Here is a 19,932-nt window from a genome sequence, read left to right as displayed (position 1 = left end):
TCTCCTGCGAAAGCGGAAGAAAACCTTAATTTAATGTCCGGAATTAGTTGACCACTACATAGAGACCGTGTTAATAGATCCCTCAAGTGCAACTGAGAGAGCGATAACTCTGTTAGTGCTAGATCTTTCCTGAGCTTCTATAGATGAAATCTGTTGGCGCATAATCAACTCCGTTAACTCGATTATACCGTCAATAGAAGAGGCTTCTTCATCTTTACAAAACGAACTTGCCCACTCTAAGCTTGAAGTTGAATGACTTAATGCACGCTCCCAATTTCTTTTATGAAGTTCAATATCACCAGCTAATTTTTGTAAATCACTATGGGCAATAGTTCCCCTTTTGATACGACTATCCCAAAGAGTTGATTGACTATAAACTTCAAAATCTTGGAGCAATTTATAATATGCTTTCTCTAAAGTAACAATAGCCTCATATCGTTGTGAATGTGCAAATTGCTCTTTCCAAGTATTTAACGTTTTGTAAGCATGATAAGCAGCGAAAGCAGCAGCAAATCCGCCAATAATTGTGCCTAATGCAGAAACTACATCAGTCCATTTGACACCTACAAAATAATCACCAAAAGATGTACAACCTATTAAGAAACCTGCATTAGCAGTAGCAAGGGTATACATCGCAATAACTGCCCACCCTGTAATTTTCACATGAACCTCCAAAGGCGACACTGGCACATAACGCCGCGTTAAGCGGACTAAAATTGTGGGTTATAATGTGTAGCGGAGCGAAACATAACCCACTGTTTTAGTTCCGTTTTAAACGCCTTGTTATGTTTTTATTAAACCTTCAATTTCAGTAGGATCTTTTAGATACATTTGAACCATTTCCAATTCATCCAAGCCTTCATTACTTAAACCAATATCTTCTCGTAAAGCTTTATATAATTTATCAATGGCTCTAAATACCGTAATGTTGTCATCTTCTTCTGTACTGCTTTTTCGATACTCTAAAAATGCGAGTATGACTTTTGGACCACCCCAAAGTAAAATTCCATTTTGAAATTTTTCAAATTCATCCAAGACCTTTTGCATTGAAGGTTTCTTTTTCTTATTTTCGGCATTAGTACCTTGCATAAAGGAGGATATTAGCTCTAAGAAATCATTGTATATTTCTACTTTACGTTGGCGATGAGCCTCATCAATTTCTCTTTCACCAATCTTCTTTTGTACTAATAATTCTCTTTCACTAATTCTTTTTTGAACTAGAAGCTCTCTGGATTTATGGCGAGAGTGATTTACCAGTGCAATCACAACACCTGTTGTTAAAGAACCAAAAGCAGCAATAATAGCAACAACAATTTTAACATCGGTATTATTAAGTGATTCAAACGCAATTTCTGCGATTGACCAAAGCGACATGCCAACTAAAACCCCAATTAAAGAAGGGATAAATTTCACTGGTAACTTCATGATATTACTCACCACTCTGAAAAAAACATAACACCGCGTTAAGCGGACAAAAATTGTGGGTTAAAATGTGTAGCGAAGCGAAACGTAACCCACTGTTTTTGTTCCGTTTAAACGTCTTGTTACGTGTTTACAGCGTAGGATAAGACTGTTTTTCATTGTGTGATTGATAATCATCTTCCCAAATAAGCCTCACAACATGTTTCCGTTTAGTTTGATGATGAACAAAGGCAATGAGTTCTACAGATTGATGCCTTTCTAAACTTTCCAGTGGAAATTTATCCGTTAATTCAGAATCGTCAATTACATCATTTCCTTCCGGAAATTCTATTCTAACATTCTTAGCTGTAGCAGAGCCTTTATTCCATATTTTAAGTCTATATTTGCTACTTCCTAGTTTTATAAAAGAAGCACTAAGATCTGCTCTTTTTTCTTTTAAAGCATCTTCGCTTTCTTTTTCTAGTAGAAGGTTATTTAGCTTTTCTTGGCTCTCAACTAATGTCTTCTGTTTTTTATTAAAACTGACTGTTTGCCAAGTTGCATAACTTGATAAAAGAAACGCAAGCCCAGCGATTAAGTCACCAGCATCGATTGAAAAAGACATTATTTAAACCTTATATTTTTACTTCCAGAAAATGATTTTTTCAAAGATTTTCGTAACTCGTTGACTAAATCTTTTGTTACTTCATTCTTGATTTCAGAAAGATGTTCATCGATATTCTCGCTGTTTTCTTGAAGAAGTTCATCTTTATTGAATTCTCGCTCGCAAGAAGCACAGGTCATTATTTGAATAGCTTCATCAACACCTTCATCATATGAAAAATCTTTACAGCCACATGTAGGACACTGCAAACTTATGCTTCTATTGTACTTATCAGATTTCATTAATAACTCCAGTTTACGAAGACACGTAACGCCCTGTTAACAGGCAAAAAATTGTTGGCTAAAATAGCGACGAAGGAGCAAAAGCCAACTGTTTTTTGTCCTTGTTTAACAGCTTGTTAGAAGTTTATTACGCCATATAATTACATACAGAGCACTTCCATTCTCCGAAGTCTCGGAAACTTGCAGGCAATGCACTTAAATAAATAGGTTTAGCTTTAGTTGTACAGTTTGGGCAAGTAGATTTATCAGGGTCTACTTTAGCTGTGACTCCAAAATTTGAATTACCCGACTCACAATTAGATTTCCATTTTTGGATAGCACCATTTAAAGCAGAGTCCATAGACCATGTTGCAGAAGTAAAATCTACTTCGTGAACAAAAGCATTCATAACACCACGATCGAAAACGCCACGAGACACATTTTTGTGATGAAACATAATTAAAGGGATACCTTTGGAATATGCTAAAGCTGCTTCAATATGATTCCACTCGGTAGGAAGAGACAATTCAGATTCAAGGTCGTAGTCTTTTATTTTTCCTTTTGAAATTGATATTTGAGGGTAACCAAGAACAATAGCTCCCTCACACTCATCCATTATTTCGATCACTTCATCAAGAGGAGCTTTACTAGGATAATCACTGCTACCCAATGTTCTCGGTGTTAACCCCATATTAGTCAATGTTGTTAAAAACACCTCTAATCCAGCATCAAACTCAGGAGAAACCCAAGTAGGTCGACTTACGAATATGTGCACAATGCTCTCCTAAACTTCTAACAGTTTATTAAACCGAAAAATTCCATATTTCAGGTGGAAATACAGAATATATTAATTTGTTAAAATTAACATAAAAATGCCTTTATCGTACATAAAATCAAACAATTAATATTTTTAATCAAATTACTGTCATGTGGATAGGTAGAAAAAGTCCGCATTAACAACAAAAACATGGAATACCGCCTACACTGTATATAAAAACATATGAAAAAATTAAAGGAGAGAAATAAATGAAGTCTCCATTTTTAAATGCTGTAGCAGAAAGCATGCGAGTTAAATTCTATGCTGAAAAATCTATTAAGGCTTATTTATATTGGATTAAATTTTATATTTACTTTAATAATAAAAAACATCCCTTTGAGTGCCATGATCATGAAGTAGAGTCCTTCCTTTCATATCTTGCCAACACAAAAAAAGTTGCCCCCAAAACACAAGCCTTAGCACTAAATGCACTAGTGTATTTGTATCGCGAATTTTTAGATAAACCGTTAACGTTAAAGCTTAATTTTAAAAGGACGAATACACAGCCAAAACTACCTGTAGTATTAACACTTGAAGAAATGAGTTTATTACTGAGTTCTCTACCTAGCTCAGTAACATTACCTTGTTACCTTCTCTATGGTAGTGGATTAAGATTAATGGAAGCAGTTAACTTGCGAATTCAAGATATTAACTTTGATTATTTATCAATAAATATTTGGCGAGGAAAAGGAGGAAAGCACCGCAGCGTCACATTAGCACCAGAGTTAATAGAGCAATTACAAAATCAGATTGCTAAAGTTAATTTATTTTATCAGCAAGATATGCAAAGAGTCGATTTTCAAGGAGTTTATTTACCACATGCATTAGCAGGAAAATATCCAAATGCTGCTAAAGAATTAAAGTGGCAATATTTATTTCCTTCTTCACGACTCTCATTTGAACCTGGTACAGCAAACTTAAGACGGCACCATATTCATGAAAGTAATATACAAAAAGCAGTAAAAAATGCAGCACGTCAGTTAAACTTTGATAAACAAGTTACTTGCCATACTTTGCGCCATTCTTTTGCAACACATCTATTACAACGCGGTGCAGATATTCGCACGGTTCAAGAACAATTAGGACACTCAGATATCCGTACCACACAAATTTATACTCATGTATTACAGGCTGGGGCAAATTGTGTAAGAAGTCCCCTATCAGATTTAATGTTCGATAAAAATTAAAGTAAAATAAGTTTAATTGTTTTATAAAAATATATGCAGCCATTTATTTTTAGTTTCAAACTAACACATGCTTATTTTCATAAGCTTCAGCAAGTAAAATTAGTTTTTCAATTTCATGGCCTTCTTGTGTGTTTGGAACTGCATCAAAGATATGCTCAATACTCTTCATCACTATTTTGTATTCAGTTTCCGACAACTCAGTTCCAAACTCATCAAATGATATAGGAGCTAGCTCATCATCATGTGCATTATGTGGTGTAACTCCTTCTAATAACTTTTTTCAGACAAAAATTTCTTACTCGTCATCCCACCTTCTCACTGCATTAAGTCAACCTAAACACGGCTCTTTTTTATTTGATTGCAATATATTGATCCATACTTTTTGCACCACTGACGAATCGTTTCATAATTAACAATGATAGATCTGGCCACAAGCAATTCTTCAATATCACGAAAGCTAAGTGTAAATCGATGATAAAGCCAAACTACGTGACTGATGATTTGGGCAGGATAACGATAACCTGCATAGATATTTAAATTTTTCATCAGCAGATTATCGCACAATAGATTGAGGGGTTGTTAAGTTGACAGTACCGACAGTCCGACCTTACTAAACGTTAAAGGCCTACACTACGCTGCATACTCTGTGTCCATGAGGCTTTAAATGCACTATCCCCAGCAAATAACTTATAAAGCTCTAACTCATCTTTTCGCCTTGCCAACATGACTTCTTTAAGCATTTTTTCAAACGCTAATTCTCGGTTATGCGGATCAGGATTGTTTTGGTATTTAGCTTCAAAATCTGGGTGTTTTTTCACACTTTCGGCAATATTAATAAACTTAACTTTCTGTTCTTCAGGAGTTGCACTCCAGCCTTGAAACCATCTTTCGTTAAAGTTCTTAATGATCTCGTCTAATGGGTCTTTTTCATCATCGCCGCCGTGAGCACCACGAGGGTTTGGATTTTGAGGATCTAATTCAGTTCCACCATCATCTAAGCCAATGCCGTAGTTTAGTTTTACACGCTGTAAACCGTAAGAGCTTAAATCAACGGAATCTAATAATGCATCAAGTTTTTCTGTATCAGGATCCTTAACAACTAACTTAGGAATTAAGAACTTCAGGAACCAAAACAGCTTTTCCCACGCAACAATTTCATATGGCATGATTGAAGCCATCTGCCCATAAATTTTTACAAATTGTTTAGCTTTTATTTTAAAATCGACCTTATCATCATCTTCTAGGTCTAATTCAAAATTAAAACGATTAGCCGCAGTATCAATTATTGGGCTCAACGTTTGCGCGTCTTCATTATCAAAATAGCGTTTAACAAAATCTTCAACTTCGTACCATTCATAAATGCCAATGTCATCCATCGCATCTTTTAGCTCATGTAATACATTTATATCGGTTGCTTCAGATAAAGTTGTTGAAGTATAAAATGGGTCAAATGCTGTTTTGATTTCATCAACACTATTAAAAAAATCGAGTACAAATAAATCCTCAGTCTTTTTACCAAGCTTTGGTGCAGAGCGGTTTAAACGAGATAATGTTTGTACACAAAGTACGCTAGCTAATTTTTTATCTACATACATAGCGCACAGTTTAGGTTGATCAAAGCCTGTTAGGTATTTATTAGCAACAACTAACAGGCGGTACTCATCGGTATCGAACTTATCCTTGGTTTCACTTTCGGCAAAGCCGTTCATTTCAGCTTCAGTATATTCAATGCCATCAACTTCTTTGGTGCCAGAAAATGCTATCGCTATTTTAAATGGGCTACCTTGAGCTTCTATCACTCGCTTTAATGCTTTGTAATAGCGAATAGCTGTAACAATATTTTGTGTAACAACCATACCTTTCCCTTTACCACGTAGTTTTTTAGTGTTCACTACTTGCGGAATAAAATGCTCAAGCATAATTTCAGCTTTGGTGTCTATGGTCTGTTGGCTGGTTTCAACGTAGGCACGTAAACGTTTTTGCGCCTTTTTAGTATCAAATTCAGGATTGTCTTGAATTGACTTTTCTATTTCGTAATAACTTTTATAGGTAGTGTAATTGGCAATAACATCAAGAATGAAACCTTCTTCAATGGCTTGCTTCATTGAATATAAATGAAATGGCTTAAAACTACCGTCTTCTTGTTTTTGACCGAATTTCTCTAAGGTAGAGTTTTTAGGTGTTGCAGTAAAAGCTAAATATGAAGCATTGCCACGCATCTTGCGTGAGCGCATCGCTTGCAATACTTTATCTTGTGCATCATCTGCTTCCTCTACTTCAGTTTTACCCATCACTCTGTTCATATTGTCATGGGCAGAGCCTGACTGAGAGCTATGTGCTTCATCAATAATGACCGCAAAACGTTTACTACTTAAATCACTGATGCCATCAATAATGAATGGAAATTTCTGAATAGTGGTAATGATTATTTTCTTGCCATTTTCTAAGGCAGATTTAAGCTCAGATGATTTAAATGCAGGAGCAACAATATTTTTAACTTCAGAAAATTCTTTAATGTTATCTCTAAGTTGCTTATCAAGTAATCGTCTATCAGTAACCACAATCACTGAGTCAAATAGTGGTTGCTCTATGCCCTTGCTACCTTGAATATCAGGACTAGCTGGATACGTTTCTATTAACTGATAGGCAGCCCATGTAATAGAGTTCGACTTACCTGAACCAGCAGAGTGCTGAATTAAATAAGTGTGACCAACACCATTAGTTGAAGCATGCTCAATTAAACGGCGAACAACATCCATCTGGTGGTACCGAGGAAAGAATAAGGTCCGCTTTTTCAAATCATCTTTGCTACTACCATCTAAACGAACAAAGTGCTGAATGATGTTAGCAAGGCTAGCTTTAGTAAATACCTCTTCCCATAAGTAGCTCGTCTTGTGACCATACATACTTGGTGGGTTTCCCTGACCATGATTATTACCCTTGTTAAACGGCAAAAAGAAGGTACTTTTCCCAGCTAACTTGGTAGTCATATATACTTCGTCTGTATCAACTGCCATATGCACTAAACAGCGCCCAAACTGCAATAATGTTTGTGAGGTATCTCGGTCTTCACGATATTGCTTTTGTCCGTGATAACGAGCATTTTGACCAGTCCATGCATTCTTTAATTCAAGCGTTATTAACGGAATACCATTAATAAACAGCACCATATCAATTTCTTGTAATGGATTAGTTTTTGAATACCTTAATTGGCGCGTTGAGCTAAATATATTGGCATTAAAGTTCTGTTTAACAGAATCACTACTACTAGCTAATGGTGCTGGATACATAAGATTTAAATGCGCATCTTCAACACTCAAGCCTTTTTTAAGTAAATGCAAAATGCCGTGTTTTTTGATCAGTCTATCAAAACGCTCAAGTACCTTACGCTCCCAGTCATTAGGGCTGTTTTTCTTAAGTTTTTCTAATTCTTGCTCTTGAGTATTTTGTAAAAACTGCCAAAAGAACTTGGTATCAATAGCATAATGCATATCAAAGTCAGCAGGATATCCTAGCTGATACATCGTATTGTGATAGCCAGGTGCAACTTCCTGAACGCCTGATTTTAAATCTTCTAAGCACGTACCTGTTAAGTATTTTTCAATCGCAGCTTCTAACGCTTGTTCGTTTGTTTGACTAACCATAATTATTCCTTATCACCACAATGTACTGCTAACTTACTTAACATTTTTTCTGATGCTGTTTTATTTGATATTCTTGCCAATCACTTTGTTCTTTTCAATAAGGGCACTGATATTCAGGTATGGCAAATTCGCCATGAATTTCAGTGTAATCAGCACTCACAATACTCTTTTTACTGAATAACTACGCTAAGGTATAACTTGCAACTATTACTGACATGTAACATCCTTATTTTTCAATTAAATAACATTTTAGACATATAAGTTTAAAATTATATGTTGACAACCAATGGTTAATTACAGGACAATGCCCTCGCTCACCTACCATTGCGTAGAAAGAGGTGACCGTATCGCCCGGTCCATAATTGGCGACCATTCCTTTTCTTAAAACCACTCACAATTTAATAATTCAGGTTTATTTCCCTGAGTATATTCTGTGTACCATTTTTCATAAGAGTCTCTCTTATATGTCTCTGTAATATAAAAACTAGTGACTAAGAAAGAGTTCGCATTTCCCAGTTTTTGAACAATTACAACAAAGTCATGCTGATGCGCCCAAAAATATAACCTTACAGGCTTTTTACCTTTTGTTTCTTTTCGATAAAACAGTTTAATGCATGGATCTGAGTGATTTACTAGCATAGGTTTTATCCACGAAATTCTTGCCGCTCTATCAGGATCAAATGGTCTTGTTTTAATTTTCACCATTTGCTTACCTTGCTTGACGGTTTTCGACTTTTCCCTAGTGGTAATATGCCAAAATACTTCTTCTTTTCCATCACGCATCCCTTGCCCTTTGGGATCAACATAAATTTGATTATTAATATAAGTATCAACAGTAATAAAATCTTGCTCAAAAAATGGGTAAAGATGATCAAAAACATCCGGCTCATTATGCCCAGTCAAATTTAATGGAGCATTTAACATTACACGCTCCTTGGCATAAATCTGAATATATTGAACTTAGCTTCCCACGGTGGGGTATTAATATTTAATGGATAGCCGAGCCTTTGCTGCAAGTAATTAACTATTTTTTGTTTAATTTCACTACTGTGTTCTATATCCGTTCTATTTTGATAAGACACTGCACCAATCAATAAATCACAAATTTGAATCAATTGTGCCTCATATGATTGAATTACAAACGTATCTACATCTAAATGCCAGTTAGTTGAGTTTTGTAATACGCGGCAAAGTTCAGCTACTTTTTCGCCACCTAAGGTATCCATATAATCTAAATAGATTCGGTATTGACCATTTACCTCAAGAAAATCTCTTAAGGTGTAATAAAACATTTTGTAATAAAAATTATTGTGAGAACCGGCATTGTACTGGTCATGATTAAGTTTGTTTTTTTGTTGAACAACGGTTGTTTTAAACCTAAGTTCATCGGTATCAATAACAAGATCAATCAATGCTTTGTAAAACGGCCACTGCTTAGTTACCAGTTTCGTCCACTTCAGTTCATTATGATAATTGTGCTCATGGCGTAACCACTTAATGTGTTTGTTTAACTGTATGGCTTTTTCAGCAGTACAATGAAGCGCACCTAACACCATAATGTCGGCACCATCATGCTGTAGGTGGCAACTTTCATCACAGAAAATTTTGTATACTTTTTTTTCAGTCATAATCACCTATCTGCCATCAGCTCTGGTACTTTAATTTTACCTGTTACCGCACTGTTGATTAGCGTGGTTTTGTATTCTTTTAGTTTTTCTATTTGTTGAATTTGGATTTCAATACCATCATCAACTTTTCCTGACTCATTTCTAATAAACTCAACTAACTCTTGTTGCTCTTTAAGCGGTGGTAGAACTACTGGAATATTATTAATGTCAGCCATATTAAAGTGAAGCACAGTAGACCCCGACGAAAGGAAATCAATATATGTTCTACCTATGCTTGAATAAATTAATGAGATCGCAAACTCTGGAATGAGTCTTTCTCTATCAATTTTAAGCCAAACCATCCTTTGACCAAGACACAATTTCACATTGTCAGGGACAAGGCAAGCTTCACCTGCGGGAGCTTCCCTAGTTAGAAGTACGTCACCAACTTTTGGAACACCTCGGCGAGTCCATTCTGTGAACCCTTTTTCATGTGTATATTTTGCTCCAGCCATTTGTAATTTACCTCCCTTTACATTTGTCGTTCTAACAACAAAGTAATCAGTCTCATCTACAAATGGAGCAGTTTTATGCTCACAATCAATAATGCCTTTCAATGAGTGCTTAATAGGTTCGTAAGCCCAATGCTCCGGTATTTCACCAATCCAATCCACTCCAGAATCCTTCATTGGCGCATTTGGATTCAAGCCTTGAGTAACCGCTTGTTGGATGATGATTTGCTTGCGCTCTTTTAATAGCTCAATTTGCTTTTCTTTGATGGCAATCGCTTCATCAATTTGTGCTGTTTTTATATCGAGGAAGTTAGCAATGGCGGTTTGTTCTTTTTCAGAAGGTAATATAAATGGGATAGCTTTCATTCGATCTTTAGACAAATCCCATTGCCCAACACGAACACCATCTGATGCACTTCCAAAATATGAAACGTATAACTTACTTCTTATTGCCCAATTAAAGAACTCAGGATTTATAGATTTAGTAAAGTTAAAAACAAAATAAGCAGGACTAACTATACCTGTGTATTGTGATACACCATATGAGCCTTGCCATGCTTTCATTTTATTCATACCAAACTGGCCTTTTTCTAACTTTTTATAGCCGCTTAGATCGTCTGGGATGAAGTTATGATTAGAGTCTTGATTTTCAATATCTCTTTCAATTACCCCTAATTCACGGGTAATTGACAATAGAGGTAAATCTGGACAGTTTTTTATAGAAACAGGGAAAAGGCATGAGCCTAATTTAGTTAACTCCCAAGAATCGGGTACTTCGCCAATCCATTCAAATCCAGACTCTTTATAAGCCTCATATTTCGGCATTGAAGCTAATTCGGCCATATCACTCTCCTTGAACCTTAGACAAATCAACCCCAAGAATATCAGCTATCAAACCTTCAGCTTTTTGCTCTAGGTTAATGATGTCGGTTGCTACTTCACCCATTGCTCGTAGTGGTTTATGCTGATAGAAGTATTTATTAAAGCTGATTTCATAACCAATTTTGGTGCTGTCTAAATTGATCCATGCCTCACTCACATGCGGTTTGACTTCATCAAGGAAGTATTGGTGGATTTCACTGTTATCGCTAGCTGTTTCATAGTCTTCAAGATAAGTTAGCGGTACAGATTCAGCATCACGTAAATCTGAGTTAGACTCGTAAGTGGTGAACTCTAACTTTTTACCATCGACTTCATAATAGCCAAAATCAGCTAAATCAGTTTGTTCACAGCCTAAGTGATGTAATAATTCATCAAGTTTGTCTTGTTTGAACTTCACCACTTTCTTAATGACTTTTTCCGCATTTTCGTCATACCAACTCATAGCGTTCACTACTGTGGTGTAAAACGCTTTGCGTTTATTAGATTTAATTTCTGCCAATACATCAGCTGAAACTTGTTTAAAGCGATCTTCCACATCAGCTTTAAACAAGTTGTAATCGTTATATTCTTTGGTGATGGTTTCGGCAAGTTTGTTAGCAAGCTCAACCAGTAACTTACCGTTTTGCCAAGTATCGGTTGAGAGTAGCTTAGCTTTCGCTTTAGCGTTTAAGTTGATGTCGTTATCTTCACACCAAGCGATTATTTCTTTCTCTTTTACTTTATCGTTAGCGGTAAAAAAATCAGCTTGATAAACCTTATCGCCATATTCAGCGTAAAGGTGCTCCATTGGCTCTCGTAGTGTTTTATCAAAACGCAGCGGTGCAATAAGTTCTTCTTTAAATTGAGCACTTCGTCTGTCTGGGCGTTCAATGTTTACTTTGTAATAACCAAAGTCGTCATTATTAAATACTTTAGCGGCAATTCCTGCTGGAACATTATTGTCGTTTAATTGGCGTTCAACACTTGAAGAATCGAGGTAGGTTTGAGTGATTTCAGTAATATGCTCTGGTGAAAACTCACAGTTTTTATTACCTAAATTTTTACGTAGCTTTTTAAATAATAAGCTAGCATCAATAAGCTGTACTTTGCCTTTGCGCTGTTCTGATTTGTTATTATTCAGTAACCAAATATAGGTCGTGATACCTGTGTTATAAAATAGGTTATTAGGAAGCTGTACTATGGCATCAAGCATATCGTTTTCGATAATGTAGCGGCGAATGTTACTTTCGCCAGAGCCTGCATCACCAGTAAATAAACTTGAGCCGTTATGAACAGAAGCAATACGAGAGCCTAACGGGCTGGTAGCTGTCGATTTCATTTTGCTGACCATTTCCATTAGAAACAGCAATTGGCCGTCTGATGAACGCGGTGTGGCGTCAACAAAGCCGTCTTTAGGTAAGTTGCCCCAGTAATCTTTAAGTACTACCTGAAAGCGTGAGTCGATAACGTCTGAGCCTTCTTTAATATGCTTTTGCTCACTTGCCCAGCTTTTGCCGTACGGCGGGTTTGATAAACAAAAATCAAAGCGTTGGCCGGCAAATTCATCAGTAGAAAGCGTTGAACCTACTTTGATGTTTTTAGGATCGTTGCCTTTGATCATCATGTCTGATTTACAAATAGCGTAGGTTTCGTCGTTGATCTCTTTACCGTATAAATTAATATCACGGGTGGTGTTTTCTACTGGGTAGTTTTCATTAATAAAGTTTTGCGTTTCGGTAAGCATACCGCCACTACCACAAGCAGGATCATAAACCGTTAATGTTAGCGGTAAGTCTGATTTGATTGGGTCAAATACAAGGTGAGTCATTAACTCAATTACTTCTCGTGGCGTAAAGTGTTCACCGGCCTCTTCGTTGTTGTCTTCGTTAAATTTACGAATGAGCTCTTCAAACACATAACCCATACCTAAATTACTTAAGGCTGGCAGTTTATTACCTTCTGGATCTTCAGCTTCATCAGGCGTTAGGTTGATATATGGAGAAACAAACTTTTCTAATACATCAAGTAATACGTCTTTATTCGCCATATGCTGAAATTGAGATTTAAGATTAAAGCATTCGATAATTTCTTTAACGTTGGCACTAAAACCGTTTAGGTATTCTTCAATATTTGCCAGCAAGATTTGGCGGTTATTGGTTGCGGTTTCTTTAATGCTAGTTAATGTCCATTTAGAAGTGTTGTAAAACACATATCCTGCGGCATCAATTAACGGCGCATCATCAAGCTCTGTGGCTTCCATTTCCTCAACTTGAAATTTAACTTCATCAAGCACCGCTTTTTTAGTGGGCTCAAGTAAGGTATCTAAACGGCGTAACACCACCATAGGTAAAATTACGTCACGGTATTTTCCTCGTACGTATACGTCACGCAAACAGTCGTCAGCAATTGACCAGATAAAAGAGATAAGTTTGTTATGTGCGCTGTGATCCATTTTATTCCTAGTGGAAACGAGGCTCTCGTTTCTATTTAATGTGTTTAAATTTGTTTATAACCCGGTGTAATTGCAAGGTTTGCAATGTTCGCTAATTCTTTGTTTACATGACTAACATTACTCAGCCACAATTGATATTCCTTACCTTGAAGTGATGCATCATTAGTGCAATCAACATTCCATTGTCTAAGTAAATAACCAAGTATTGAAGCTCTTACTTCAAGGTTTGATTCGCCATTAGTCATACCATAATCAAGCTCTATTGCTTGCTTATATTTGATTGAGGGATGTGGTTTTAAAATTATCTTTACGATTTTGTTCCACTGTCGGTCACTGGCTCTTAACTCGTGACTATCTAACGCTATGCTTTCTCTATTTGATACTGCATGCTGTTTAATTTCAGACACTTTTTGTAATCGCGTACAAACAAAGTCACGAAACTCTTTCGATTTTCTATCAAATGCACGTACATGCCACCTATGACCATTATTGACGATTGCATGGGGCACTATTTCTCGTTTACTTCTCCCTGAGCTTAATGACACATATTCGCATGCAACTGCTTGTTGACTATTGATAGCGCGCATAAGTGTCGCTATCACTTCGCTTTTAGGATGAACAAGTCTAGTTGCATCAACACAATGCTCACTTGCCTGTATGCCATTAGACAAACCATCACCAAAGCCACGACAAAGCCCTGTTAATATTGCTTCAGGATTATGTTCAAAAATAGGTTCGAAAGTATCAGTGCGGTGGTAGTTTTTTGTTTGATGGAATAGTTTAAGGTTTTTTGGTGCTAGCTCGCGGTAAGCGGTTAAATCCCGAGTACAAGCAGCCAAACCCGTTTTGAAATGTTGAATGAGATCTGCACGGGCAACTTGCCCAAAATATTGAAGGCTAAAGTCGATAAATGCGAGGCGTTCCTTTTGTGCGTGAGTTAGCGAATCTAATTGCAATACATCCATTCCAATATGTAAGAAATAATTTGTAAATTTACCATGCAATCATAATGATTTCATCATCTATTTTTCACAATTTAATTATTATTTTTAAAAAGTTAGAGCATGATTTACAAAAATACTACAAATATATTGCTCACTGTAATTACTTCTCGTGTTGCTTTAGATAAGAAAGGTAATTGGTTGAATAGTTATCGATGTAGCTATATAGAAAAAGTTAAATTGTGGCTAGACTTAAGATCTTGAATCTAGACACAATTATATTAGAAACAATCTAATACAAGAAGGCATCTTGCTGCAGGCTGTTTAATCGCATCAAAAGGCGGTTCTGTAGTTCACTGACAGGGCATGTAAAATAGCTTTGGTTAAGTTCAACCAATTGCTCTAATAGCCACTGTTCCACTATTTGGATATTACTTAGGTATTCATATCCACATAGCAAAGCAACTGAGCGGTCGTGCTCAACAATATTAAGATTCTGACATATAAGTCGAGCTACGTTATAAGTTGAACTCATTAACTCCTTTGAAATCTTAATACGTTCAACCTGTAATTTCGATAAGGAGTGTTCATGTTGATCTATTTTAGTATCTATATGCTGCATCATTGGGTGGTCAACTAAACTAAGCATTTTCATCTCCTTGCTCTTCAATATAGCGTTCAAAAGCACTACCATCTTGTCTGGTTAAATTTGGCACATAACGCGAATAGACACGAAATAGCATAGTTGTAGTGCTATGTCCCATCTGTTGAGCTATCCACTCCGGTGATTCACCAGCTGCTAATAACAAGGTCGCATAGGTATGGCGAGTTTGATACGGATTGCGATATTTAAGTTTCAACCGCTCTAGCATCGGCTCCCAGATGACTCGACTAATGGTTTGATAATTAAAAGGTTTGCCATCTTTTTTACAAAATACAAATGGACCTAGATGTTGCGTCATTTTCTTTTGTACTTTTAATGCCTCAACAACACGGTCTGTTAACTGAATAATGCGATTAGAGCCATCAGTTTTAGCATCAGTCATCACCCCTCTTACAAGGCTTTGATCGATATAGATCTGTTTTTTGTCTAAATCAACTTTATTCCAATGAAGGCCATCAATTTCACCCGTTCGTAATCCAGTAAAAAAACGCACCGTGTAATAAGATTTGAAACCGTCAGGAGCGGTATTTATAAGTCGATCAACTTCATTTAAAGAGAAAGGGTCAACTTCCGTACGTTGTACTTTTAACGCTTTTATATTTTTCCAAGGTGTCGTAAACTCATAACGATCAGCGGCTTCAGCAAGCAGCATTCTTAAGGGCGTCATAATATGATTGATGCGCGATGGTGACAGTACTTTTCCTTTTCGACCCTGAACTTTGGCGAGAGCAGATCGAAAAGTTAAGATATCTTGCTTTTTGATGACGCTGATCTTCATTTTTCCAAACGCTGGAAGAATGTGAGACTCTAAGATACCTTCGATGGATTCCTTATGGCTTTGACGCCATTCAATGGCTTTTTCATTAAACCAAATGACAGAAAACTCTTTTACTGTTGGTGCATCAGCACTACCAAAATGATGAGATGCTGTTTTCTTGCGTTGATTTAACTCTGCAAATTTTTGTACTTTATTGCTATTTGGAAAATATTTAGCATATTCAAAATTTCCTAATAAAATCTCCGCTTCAATCGTTTTTAGTAAACGAGTTAAGCGTTTACGATTAGCGCTTGTATCATTTAATTGTGTTTGTTCTCGACATCGCTGATTCTGGTATCGGAAGTCTGCAACTAACTTTCCATTTCTTGTATTAATTGTTCCCATATTAACCTCACATTCCAACGATTAATGAATTTGATGAAACCCCATTTAACATCTCTTCTTCAATTCTTTCCCAAAGGTATAATATTTTTCTGCCACCAAATGGTCGGATGTAATGAACACCTTCAAACAAAACCGAATCTTTCAACTGCTCGCGGATCGTGCGTTGATCGTATTTGATACGTTCAGATAACTCTGACGTTGTCATATAGGTAATCTCCATAGTACAATCTCCTAGTAATTTAATTTGTATATTGCAGACTTTAAAAGTCTGCTGCAGAACAAATATAGCACTAAAAAAGACCTTTGCAACCTTTTTAAGTCTATAGGAGACTTTTATTTTCTGGAGAAGACTTTGCTAAAATGCCATTTATCAAAAATCATGGGTGAGAAACGTTTAAAAATGAGCGACGTTTCTCGAGATACTGGGATTAATCCAGGCACAATCAGAAGAATGTTTAATGAAACAGCGACAAGAGTTGAATTAAACGTGGTGGAAACACTGTGTAAATATCTAGAAGTTGAAGTAGGAGAACTTTATGAACTTCCAGAGAAAGGTTTAGAAAATGAAGCAGAAGAAAAAATCTGAGCGCGCTAAGGGATTATTAACCTATAGCTAGTACTAAAAATTAGTTTGGGCACCAGATGGTCACCGTTTGGTCACCGAACTTTTTTACCGAATAGTAGAAACAAAAAAACCAAGCACAAGTGCTTGGTTTTAAAGTATAAATACTTGGAGCGGGCAGCGGGAATCGAACCCGCATCATCAGCTTGGAAGGCTGAGGTAATAGCCATTATACGATGCCCGCAAAATGCATCTCGCAGCTTAAGCTACAAAGCAAAAAACAATGCCTTGCATTGTTATCTACTTACTCACTGTGACAAGTGAGATAAAATATGGTGGAGGGAGGTGGATTCGAACCACCGAAGCTTTCGCGACAGATTTACAATCTGTTCCCTTTGGCCACTCGGGAACCCCTCCAGGACTTAGATGGTGCCGACTACCGGAGTCGAACTGGTGACCTACTGATTACAAGTCAGTTGCTCTACCTACTGAGCTAAGTCGGCGCTGTCTAAGTGCCGCGAATATTAAAGAACTTGAGCGCACCTTGCAAGTGTTTAGTTAAAATTAATTGCATTTTTTTGTTTGTTTGCTTAAAAAAAAATCAATTAGTTGTTTTTAGTTTAATTATTCGCCAAACGTAACGAAATTTCACCACCAATGTAAGGTTTTATTTCTTTATCAATCTCTAATAATAAAGCGCCTTGCTCATTGATTCCGCGGCAAATTCCTCCTTGTACTTTATCTGCAACGATCAAATTAACTTGTTTGTCTAAAAAACAATCTAATTCAAACCAACGTGGTAAAAACGCAGATAATCCTTTCTCTTCATAATCGGCTAATAACGTGTGTAACTCTTTAATCAATAGACCAGAGAGCTGGTTACGGTCAATGGTTTTACCGGCAATGGAATTTAAATCTACCCACGGCTGGTCGATAAGCTTACCTTGATGGTCAGGCATTCTTACGTTGATACCTATGCCAATCACCGAATGACATACATCTGACGCCTGCGCATTTAACTCAATTAAAATACCTGCGAGTTTTTTACCTTGATAGTACAAATCGTTTGGCCATTTAAGTTGCACACCTTGTACATCCATTTTCTCAAGTGCATTAACAACAGCAATCCCAACTAATAAACTTAGCCCCGATGCTTTTTCAATACCCGCTTCTAGTCGCCAGTACATTGAAAAGTATAAATGAGAAGCGAATGGCGATACCCAATGGCGACCGCGTCTGCCTCGCCCTGCTGTTTGATATTCAGCAATACAAGTCTGGCCATTCTCTAAGTGGTCAATTTTATCGAGTAGGTATTTGTTGGTTGATTCTAATACCTGTACCACGTGTACGCTGTTGAAACCACTGATGTTTTGAATCAAAGATTGGTCTAATAAAGAAAGCGGTGTGGCACTGCAGTAGCCTTTACCAGTCACTTTATAAATATCCAAGCCAATTTCTTGTAGGGCTTTGATATAATTATTCACAGAGGTTCTTGATACACCTAGCATCAAGCCTATTTTCTCACCCGAATGAAATTCTCCATCGGCTAATAATGAGATTAATTTACTACCTTGTGCATTTAACTCAGACATTATTAACGACCTTTTGTAAGTTGGTTTCACCATCTTGATCAATGAAGCGCACTTCATGCTCCAGTAAAACAGCAAATTTTAATAGTACTTGTTCTCTCACAAACCAAGCGAGATCAATCACATCTTGCGCTGTCGCTTTACCGTTATCATTAATTAATACCAGTGCTTGTTGCATGTGTACTGCTGCACCGCCTACCTTTTTACCTTTCAGTCCACATTGGTCTATCAACCAGCCTGCTGCTAGTTTTTCCATTTGCCCTTCTTGTGGATAATGCGGCATGTCTGGGTGATGGGATAAAAGTTGTTGGCAAAATTGTTCGCTCACGATTGGGTTTTTAAAAAAACTACCAGCATTACCAATCACATTCGGATCGGGTAGTTTTTCACTACGAATCGTACATACGCTATCAAAGATCTGTTGCGCACTGACCGTTGATTCTGTTTCATCCAAACCTTGTAATAATCCGTAACGACAATGTGCTTGCCATTGTTTAGGTAGTTTCATTGATACAGACGTGATTAACGCACGATCTTTTAGCTTGCCTTTAAAGGTGCTATCTCGGTAAGCGAATAAGCAATCTTCATTCGATAGTGTGTGCGATGTGCCATCTTCGAGATCGATGTAATCAACGCTGCTACACATGTCTTTAAACTCAACACCGTAAGCGCCAATGTTTTGGACTGGTGCTGCGCCGACTATGCCTGGAATTAATGCAAGGTTTTCTAATCCATAAACGCCTTGTTCGATCGTTTTCTCAACTAACTGATGCCAGTTTTCCCCTGCGGCTACTGTTAGTAAGTGATTGTCTTGATCTTGGGTGATATCAACACCCATTAATTCTACTTTAATCACTAAACCATCAAAGTCACTGCAGAATAATGTGTTACTGCCGCCACCTAAGACCAAAATAGGTTTATTTTGTGCTTTTGTTTTTTTGATCAGTGCTAACAGTTCAGGTTGTTGGGAGAGGTTTTGAAAACGAAACAGAAGTTCTGCTTTAGCATTAATGGAAAAGCTATTAAAAGCCTTGAGAGAGCTGTTTTTTTCTATCATGATACCTCTTTTAGGCCTAGAAATAGCCATTGTAACTTTCATCATCAGAAAGTATTTATATCAAAAATGAATGATTAGTTTACCTTATCAATCACTTGAAACAAAGAACTTGGACATTAGATGGATATTAAGTCGTTACAGTTTTGTTTGCTAGCGAAGCAACAGATCCCTTTGGTTAATCAATTTTATAAGCAAGTCTATAAAAAGGGATTGGCCAATAAAAATGACCAAGTCTTTGTGCTAAAAGCAACTGACATTATTTGTGCTGCGCGAATCAAACAGGTACATGGCCATCACTTACTCACTGGGGTTGCCTGTGCACAGGCCCATCGTAAACAAGGTTTTGCTAGCTTATTACTGAATTATTTATTGAGTCAGCAAAAAGGGACCATTTATTGTTTCCCCTACCCTCACTTACAAAGGTTTTATGAGCAACAGGGGTTTCAGTTAATCACAGCGGACTTATTACCAGTAGCGCTTAGAGAGCAATATCAACGCTATAACAGCCGCAAACCGCTGTTATGCATGATGATTAAAAGTCGCTTAAAAAGCACAATAGCACCGATTGAGACTGAATAAGTACAATTAAAG

20 protein-coding genes, 3 tRNA genes and 1 pseudogene are annotated in these 19,932 nt (G+C 36.9%); 3 read left to right on the top strand and 21 right to left on the bottom strand.

The window, feature by feature from the left end; all coding sequences use genetic code 11:
• Window positions 1-54: 54 nt before the first annotated feature.
• The 5 genes from V6256_RS02415 to V6256_RS02395 all read right to left on the bottom strand — a co-directional run bounded on the left by V6256_RS02415 (window position 55) and on the right by V6256_RS02395 (window position 3,061).
• The gene (locus V6256_RS02415) at window positions 55-663 is read right to left on the bottom strand and encodes a hypothetical protein (protein ID WP_341596407.1); all 609 of its coding nucleotides are present in this window, start codon (window positions 661-663) and stop codon (window positions 55-57) included.
• 120 nt (window positions 664-783) lie between these two features.
• Window positions 784-1,425, bottom strand: coding sequence for a hypothetical protein (locus V6256_RS02410; RefSeq protein WP_341596405.1), 642 nt, complete (start codon window positions 1,423-1,425; stop codon window positions 784-786).
• 127 nt (window positions 1,426-1,552) lie between these two features.
• Window positions 1,553-2,026 carry a hypothetical protein gene (locus V6256_RS02405; protein WP_341596403.1) on the bottom strand — a complete coding sequence of 158 codons (474 nt, stop codon included), beginning with the start codon at window positions 2,024-2,026 and terminating at the stop codon, window positions 1,553-1,555.
• Window positions 2,026-2,307 carry an ECs_2282 family putative zinc-binding protein gene (locus V6256_RS02400; protein ID WP_341596401.1) on the bottom strand — a complete coding sequence of 94 codons (282 nt, stop codon included), beginning with the start codon at window positions 2,305-2,307 and terminating at the stop codon, window positions 2,026-2,028. The genes V6256_RS02405 and V6256_RS02400 overlap by 1 nt, the downstream gene beginning before the upstream one ends.
• A 127-nt stretch (window positions 2,308-2,434) precedes the next feature.
• Complete coding sequence (locus tag V6256_RS02395) at window positions 2,435-3,061, bottom strand: hypothetical protein (RefSeq protein ID WP_341596400.1); 627 nt, start codon at window positions 3,059-3,061, stop codon at window positions 2,435-2,437.
• A gap of 251 nt (window positions 3,062-3,312) precedes the next feature.
• Between V6256_RS02395 and V6256_RS02390 the strand changes: the two genes are divergently transcribed.
• A complete protein-coding gene (locus V6256_RS02390) occupies window positions 3,313-4,290 on the top strand; it encodes an integron integrase (RefSeq protein WP_341596398.1) in 978 nt (325 codons plus the stop codon).
• Between the two features lie 55 nt (window positions 4,291-4,345).
• On the opposite strand, the gene V6256_RS02385 is transcribed toward V6256_RS02390, so the two are convergent.
• The 11 genes and pseudogenes from V6256_RS02385 to V6256_RS02335 form a co-directional block, all read right to left on the bottom strand.
• Entirely contained in the window at window positions 4,346-4,486 is a 141-nt protein-coding gene (locus V6256_RS02385; protein ID WP_341596396.1) for a hypothetical protein, read from the bottom strand.
• 143 nt (window positions 4,487-4,629) lie between these two features.
• Window positions 4,630-4,836, bottom strand: a pseudogene (locus V6256_RS02380) (IS6 family transposase); the annotation flags it as partial.
• A gap of 71 nt (window positions 4,837-4,907) precedes the next feature.
• Window positions 4,908-7,934, bottom strand: a complete 3,027-nt coding sequence (locus V6256_RS02375; RefSeq protein ID WP_341596394.1) for a type I restriction endonuclease subunit R — start codon at window positions 7,932-7,934, stop codon at window positions 4,908-4,910.
• Between the two features lie 381 nt (window positions 7,935-8,315).
• A complete protein-coding gene (locus V6256_RS02370) occupies window positions 8,316-8,858 on the bottom strand; it encodes a hypothetical protein (protein WP_341596392.1) in 543 nt (180 codons plus the stop codon).
• Window positions 8,858-9,562: a DUF3800 domain-containing protein gene (locus tag V6256_RS02365; RefSeq protein WP_341596391.1), complete on the bottom strand. Its 705-nt coding sequence runs from the start codon at window positions 9,560-9,562 to the stop codon at window positions 8,858-8,860. The genes V6256_RS02370 and V6256_RS02365 overlap by 1 nt, the downstream gene beginning before the upstream one ends.
• 2 nt (window positions 9,563-9,564) lie before the next feature.
• Window positions 9,565-10,896, bottom strand: a complete 1,332-nt coding sequence (locus tag V6256_RS02360; protein WP_341596390.1) for a restriction endonuclease subunit S — start codon at window positions 10,894-10,896, stop codon at window positions 9,565-9,567.
• A gap of 1 nt (window position 10,897) precedes the next feature.
• Window positions 10,898-13,366 (bottom strand): type I restriction-modification system subunit M, encoded by a 2,469-nt coding sequence (locus V6256_RS02355; protein WP_341596389.1) that lies wholly within the window; start codon window positions 13,364-13,366, stop codon window positions 10,898-10,900.
• Window positions 13,367-13,410: 44 nt separating this feature from the next.
• Window positions 13,411-14,322: a WYL domain-containing protein gene (locus V6256_RS02350; protein WP_424141042.1), complete on the bottom strand. Its 912-nt coding sequence runs from the start codon at window positions 14,320-14,322 to the stop codon at window positions 13,411-13,413.
• A 277-nt stretch (window positions 14,323-14,599) separates the two neighbouring features.
• The gene (locus V6256_RS02345; protein ID WP_341596387.1) at window positions 14,600-14,956 is read right to left on the bottom strand and encodes a hypothetical protein; all 357 of its coding nucleotides are present in this window, start codon (window positions 14,954-14,956) and stop codon (window positions 14,600-14,602) included.
• Window positions 14,949-16,133: an Arm DNA-binding domain-containing protein gene (locus tag V6256_RS02340; RefSeq protein WP_341596386.1), complete on the bottom strand. Its 1,185-nt coding sequence runs from the start codon at window positions 16,131-16,133 to the stop codon at window positions 14,949-14,951. The genes V6256_RS02345 and V6256_RS02340 overlap by 8 nt, the downstream gene beginning before the upstream one ends.
• 7 nt (window positions 16,134-16,140) lie before the next feature.
• A complete protein-coding gene (locus V6256_RS02335) occupies window positions 16,141-16,353 on the bottom strand; it encodes a hypothetical protein (protein WP_341596384.1) in 213 nt (70 codons plus the stop codon).
• Between the two features lie 132 nt (window positions 16,354-16,485).
• Here V6256_RS02335 and V6256_RS02330 point away from each other — a divergent pair, with 132 nt between their 5' ends.
• The gene (locus tag V6256_RS02330; RefSeq protein ID WP_341596383.1) at window positions 16,486-16,719 is read left to right on the top strand and encodes a helix-turn-helix domain-containing protein; all 234 of its coding nucleotides are present in this window, start codon (window positions 16,486-16,488) and stop codon (window positions 16,717-16,719) included.
• Window positions 16,720-16,864: 145 nt separating this feature from the next.
• On the opposite strand, the gene V6256_RS02325 is transcribed toward V6256_RS02330, so the two are convergent.
• The 5 genes from V6256_RS02325 to murB all read right to left on the bottom strand — a co-directional run bounded on the left by V6256_RS02325 (window position 16,865) and on the right by murB (window position 19,341).
• Window positions 16,865-16,939, bottom strand: a tRNA-Gly gene (locus V6256_RS02325).
• Between the two features lie 89 nt (window positions 16,940-17,028).
• Window positions 17,029-17,112, bottom strand: a tRNA-Tyr gene (locus V6256_RS02320).
• 10 nt (window positions 17,113-17,122) lie between these two features.
• A tRNA-Thr gene (locus V6256_RS02315) sits at window positions 17,123-17,198 on the bottom strand.
• A gap of 117 nt (window positions 17,199-17,315) precedes the next feature.
• Window positions 17,316-18,287: a bifunctional biotin--[acetyl-CoA-carboxylase] ligase/biotin operon repressor BirA gene (gene birA / locus V6256_RS02310; protein WP_341596382.1), complete on the bottom strand. Its 972-nt coding sequence runs from the start codon at window positions 18,285-18,287 to the stop codon at window positions 17,316-17,318.
• Window positions 18,280-19,341, bottom strand: coding sequence for a UDP-N-acetylmuramate dehydrogenase (murB, locus tag V6256_RS02305; RefSeq protein WP_341596381.1), 1,062 nt, complete (start codon window positions 19,339-19,341; stop codon window positions 18,280-18,282). The genes birA and murB overlap by 8 nt, the downstream gene beginning before the upstream one ends.
• Window positions 19,342-19,461: 120 nt before the next feature.
• Between murB and V6256_RS02300 the strand changes: the two genes are divergently transcribed.
• Window positions 19,462-19,920, top strand: coding sequence for a GNAT family N-acetyltransferase (locus V6256_RS02300; RefSeq protein ID WP_341596380.1), 459 nt, complete (start codon window positions 19,462-19,464; stop codon window positions 19,918-19,920).
• The last annotated feature ends 12 nt before the right edge of the window (window positions 19,921-19,932 follow it).

The sequence above is a fragment of the Psychromonas aquatilis genome (genome assembly GCF_038155185.1).
Classification (GTDB): Bacteria; Pseudomonadota; Gammaproteobacteria; order Enterobacterales; family Psychromonadaceae; genus Psychromonas; species Psychromonas aquatilis.
Note: the sequence above shows the minus strand (reverse complement) of the source record. Positions and strands in the feature narration are given on the sequence as shown.

Excerpts from the sequence above, each read along its gene's own strand:
- birA (WP_341596382.1), bottom strand. The coding sequence starts at position 18,287 with ATGTCTGAGTTAAATGCACAAGGTAGTAAATTAATCTCATTATTAGCC.
- V6256_RS02300 (WP_341596380.1), top strand. The coding sequence starts at position 19,462 with ATGGATATTAAGTCGTTACAGTTTTGTTTGCTAGCGAAGCAACAGATC.
- murB (WP_341596381.1), bottom strand. The coding sequence starts at position 19,341 with ATGATAGAAAAAAACAGCTCTCTCAAGGCTTTTAATAGCTTTTCCATT.
- V6256_RS02405 (WP_341596403.1), bottom strand. The coding sequence starts at position 2,026 with ATGTCTTTTTCAATCGATGCTGGTGACTTAATCGCTGGGCTTGCGTTT.
- V6256_RS02335 (WP_341596384.1), bottom strand. The coding sequence starts at position 16,353 with ATGGAGATTACCTATATGACAACGTCAGAGTTATCTGAACGTATCAAA.
- V6256_RS02365 (WP_341596391.1), bottom strand. The coding sequence starts at position 9,562 with ATGACTGAAAAAAAAGTATACAAAATTTTCTGTGATGAAAGTTGCCAC.
- V6256_RS02340 (WP_341596386.1), bottom strand. The coding sequence starts at position 16,133 with ATGGGAACAATTAATACAAGAAATGGAAAGTTAGTTGCAGACTTCCGA.
- V6256_RS02375 (WP_341596394.1), bottom strand. The coding sequence starts at position 7,934 with ATGGTTAGTCAAACAAACGAACAAGCGTTAGAAGCTGCGATTGAAAAA.
- V6256_RS02390 (WP_341596398.1), top strand. The coding sequence starts at position 3,313 with ATGAAGTCTCCATTTTTAAATGCTGTAGCAGAAAGCATGCGAGTTAAA.
- V6256_RS02360 (WP_341596390.1), bottom strand. The coding sequence starts at position 10,896 with ATGGCCGAATTAGCTTCAATGCCGAAATATGAGGCTTATAAAGAGTCT.
- V6256_RS02345 (WP_341596387.1), bottom strand. The coding sequence starts at position 14,956 with ATGCTTAGTTTAGTTGACCACCCAATGATGCAGCATATAGATACTAAA.
- V6256_RS02400 (WP_341596401.1), bottom strand. The coding sequence starts at position 2,307 with ATGAAATCTGATAAGTACAATAGAAGCATAAGTTTGCAGTGTCCTACA.
- V6256_RS02370 (WP_341596392.1), bottom strand. The coding sequence starts at position 8,858 with ATGTTAAATGCTCCATTAAATTTGACTGGGCATAATGAGCCGGATGTT.
- V6256_RS02355 (WP_341596389.1), bottom strand. The coding sequence starts at position 13,366 with ATGGATCACAGCGCACATAACAAACTTATCTCTTTTATCTGGTCAATT.
- V6256_RS02410 (WP_341596405.1), bottom strand. The coding sequence starts at position 1,425 with ATGAAGTTACCAGTGAAATTTATCCCTTCTTTAATTGGGGTTTTAGTT.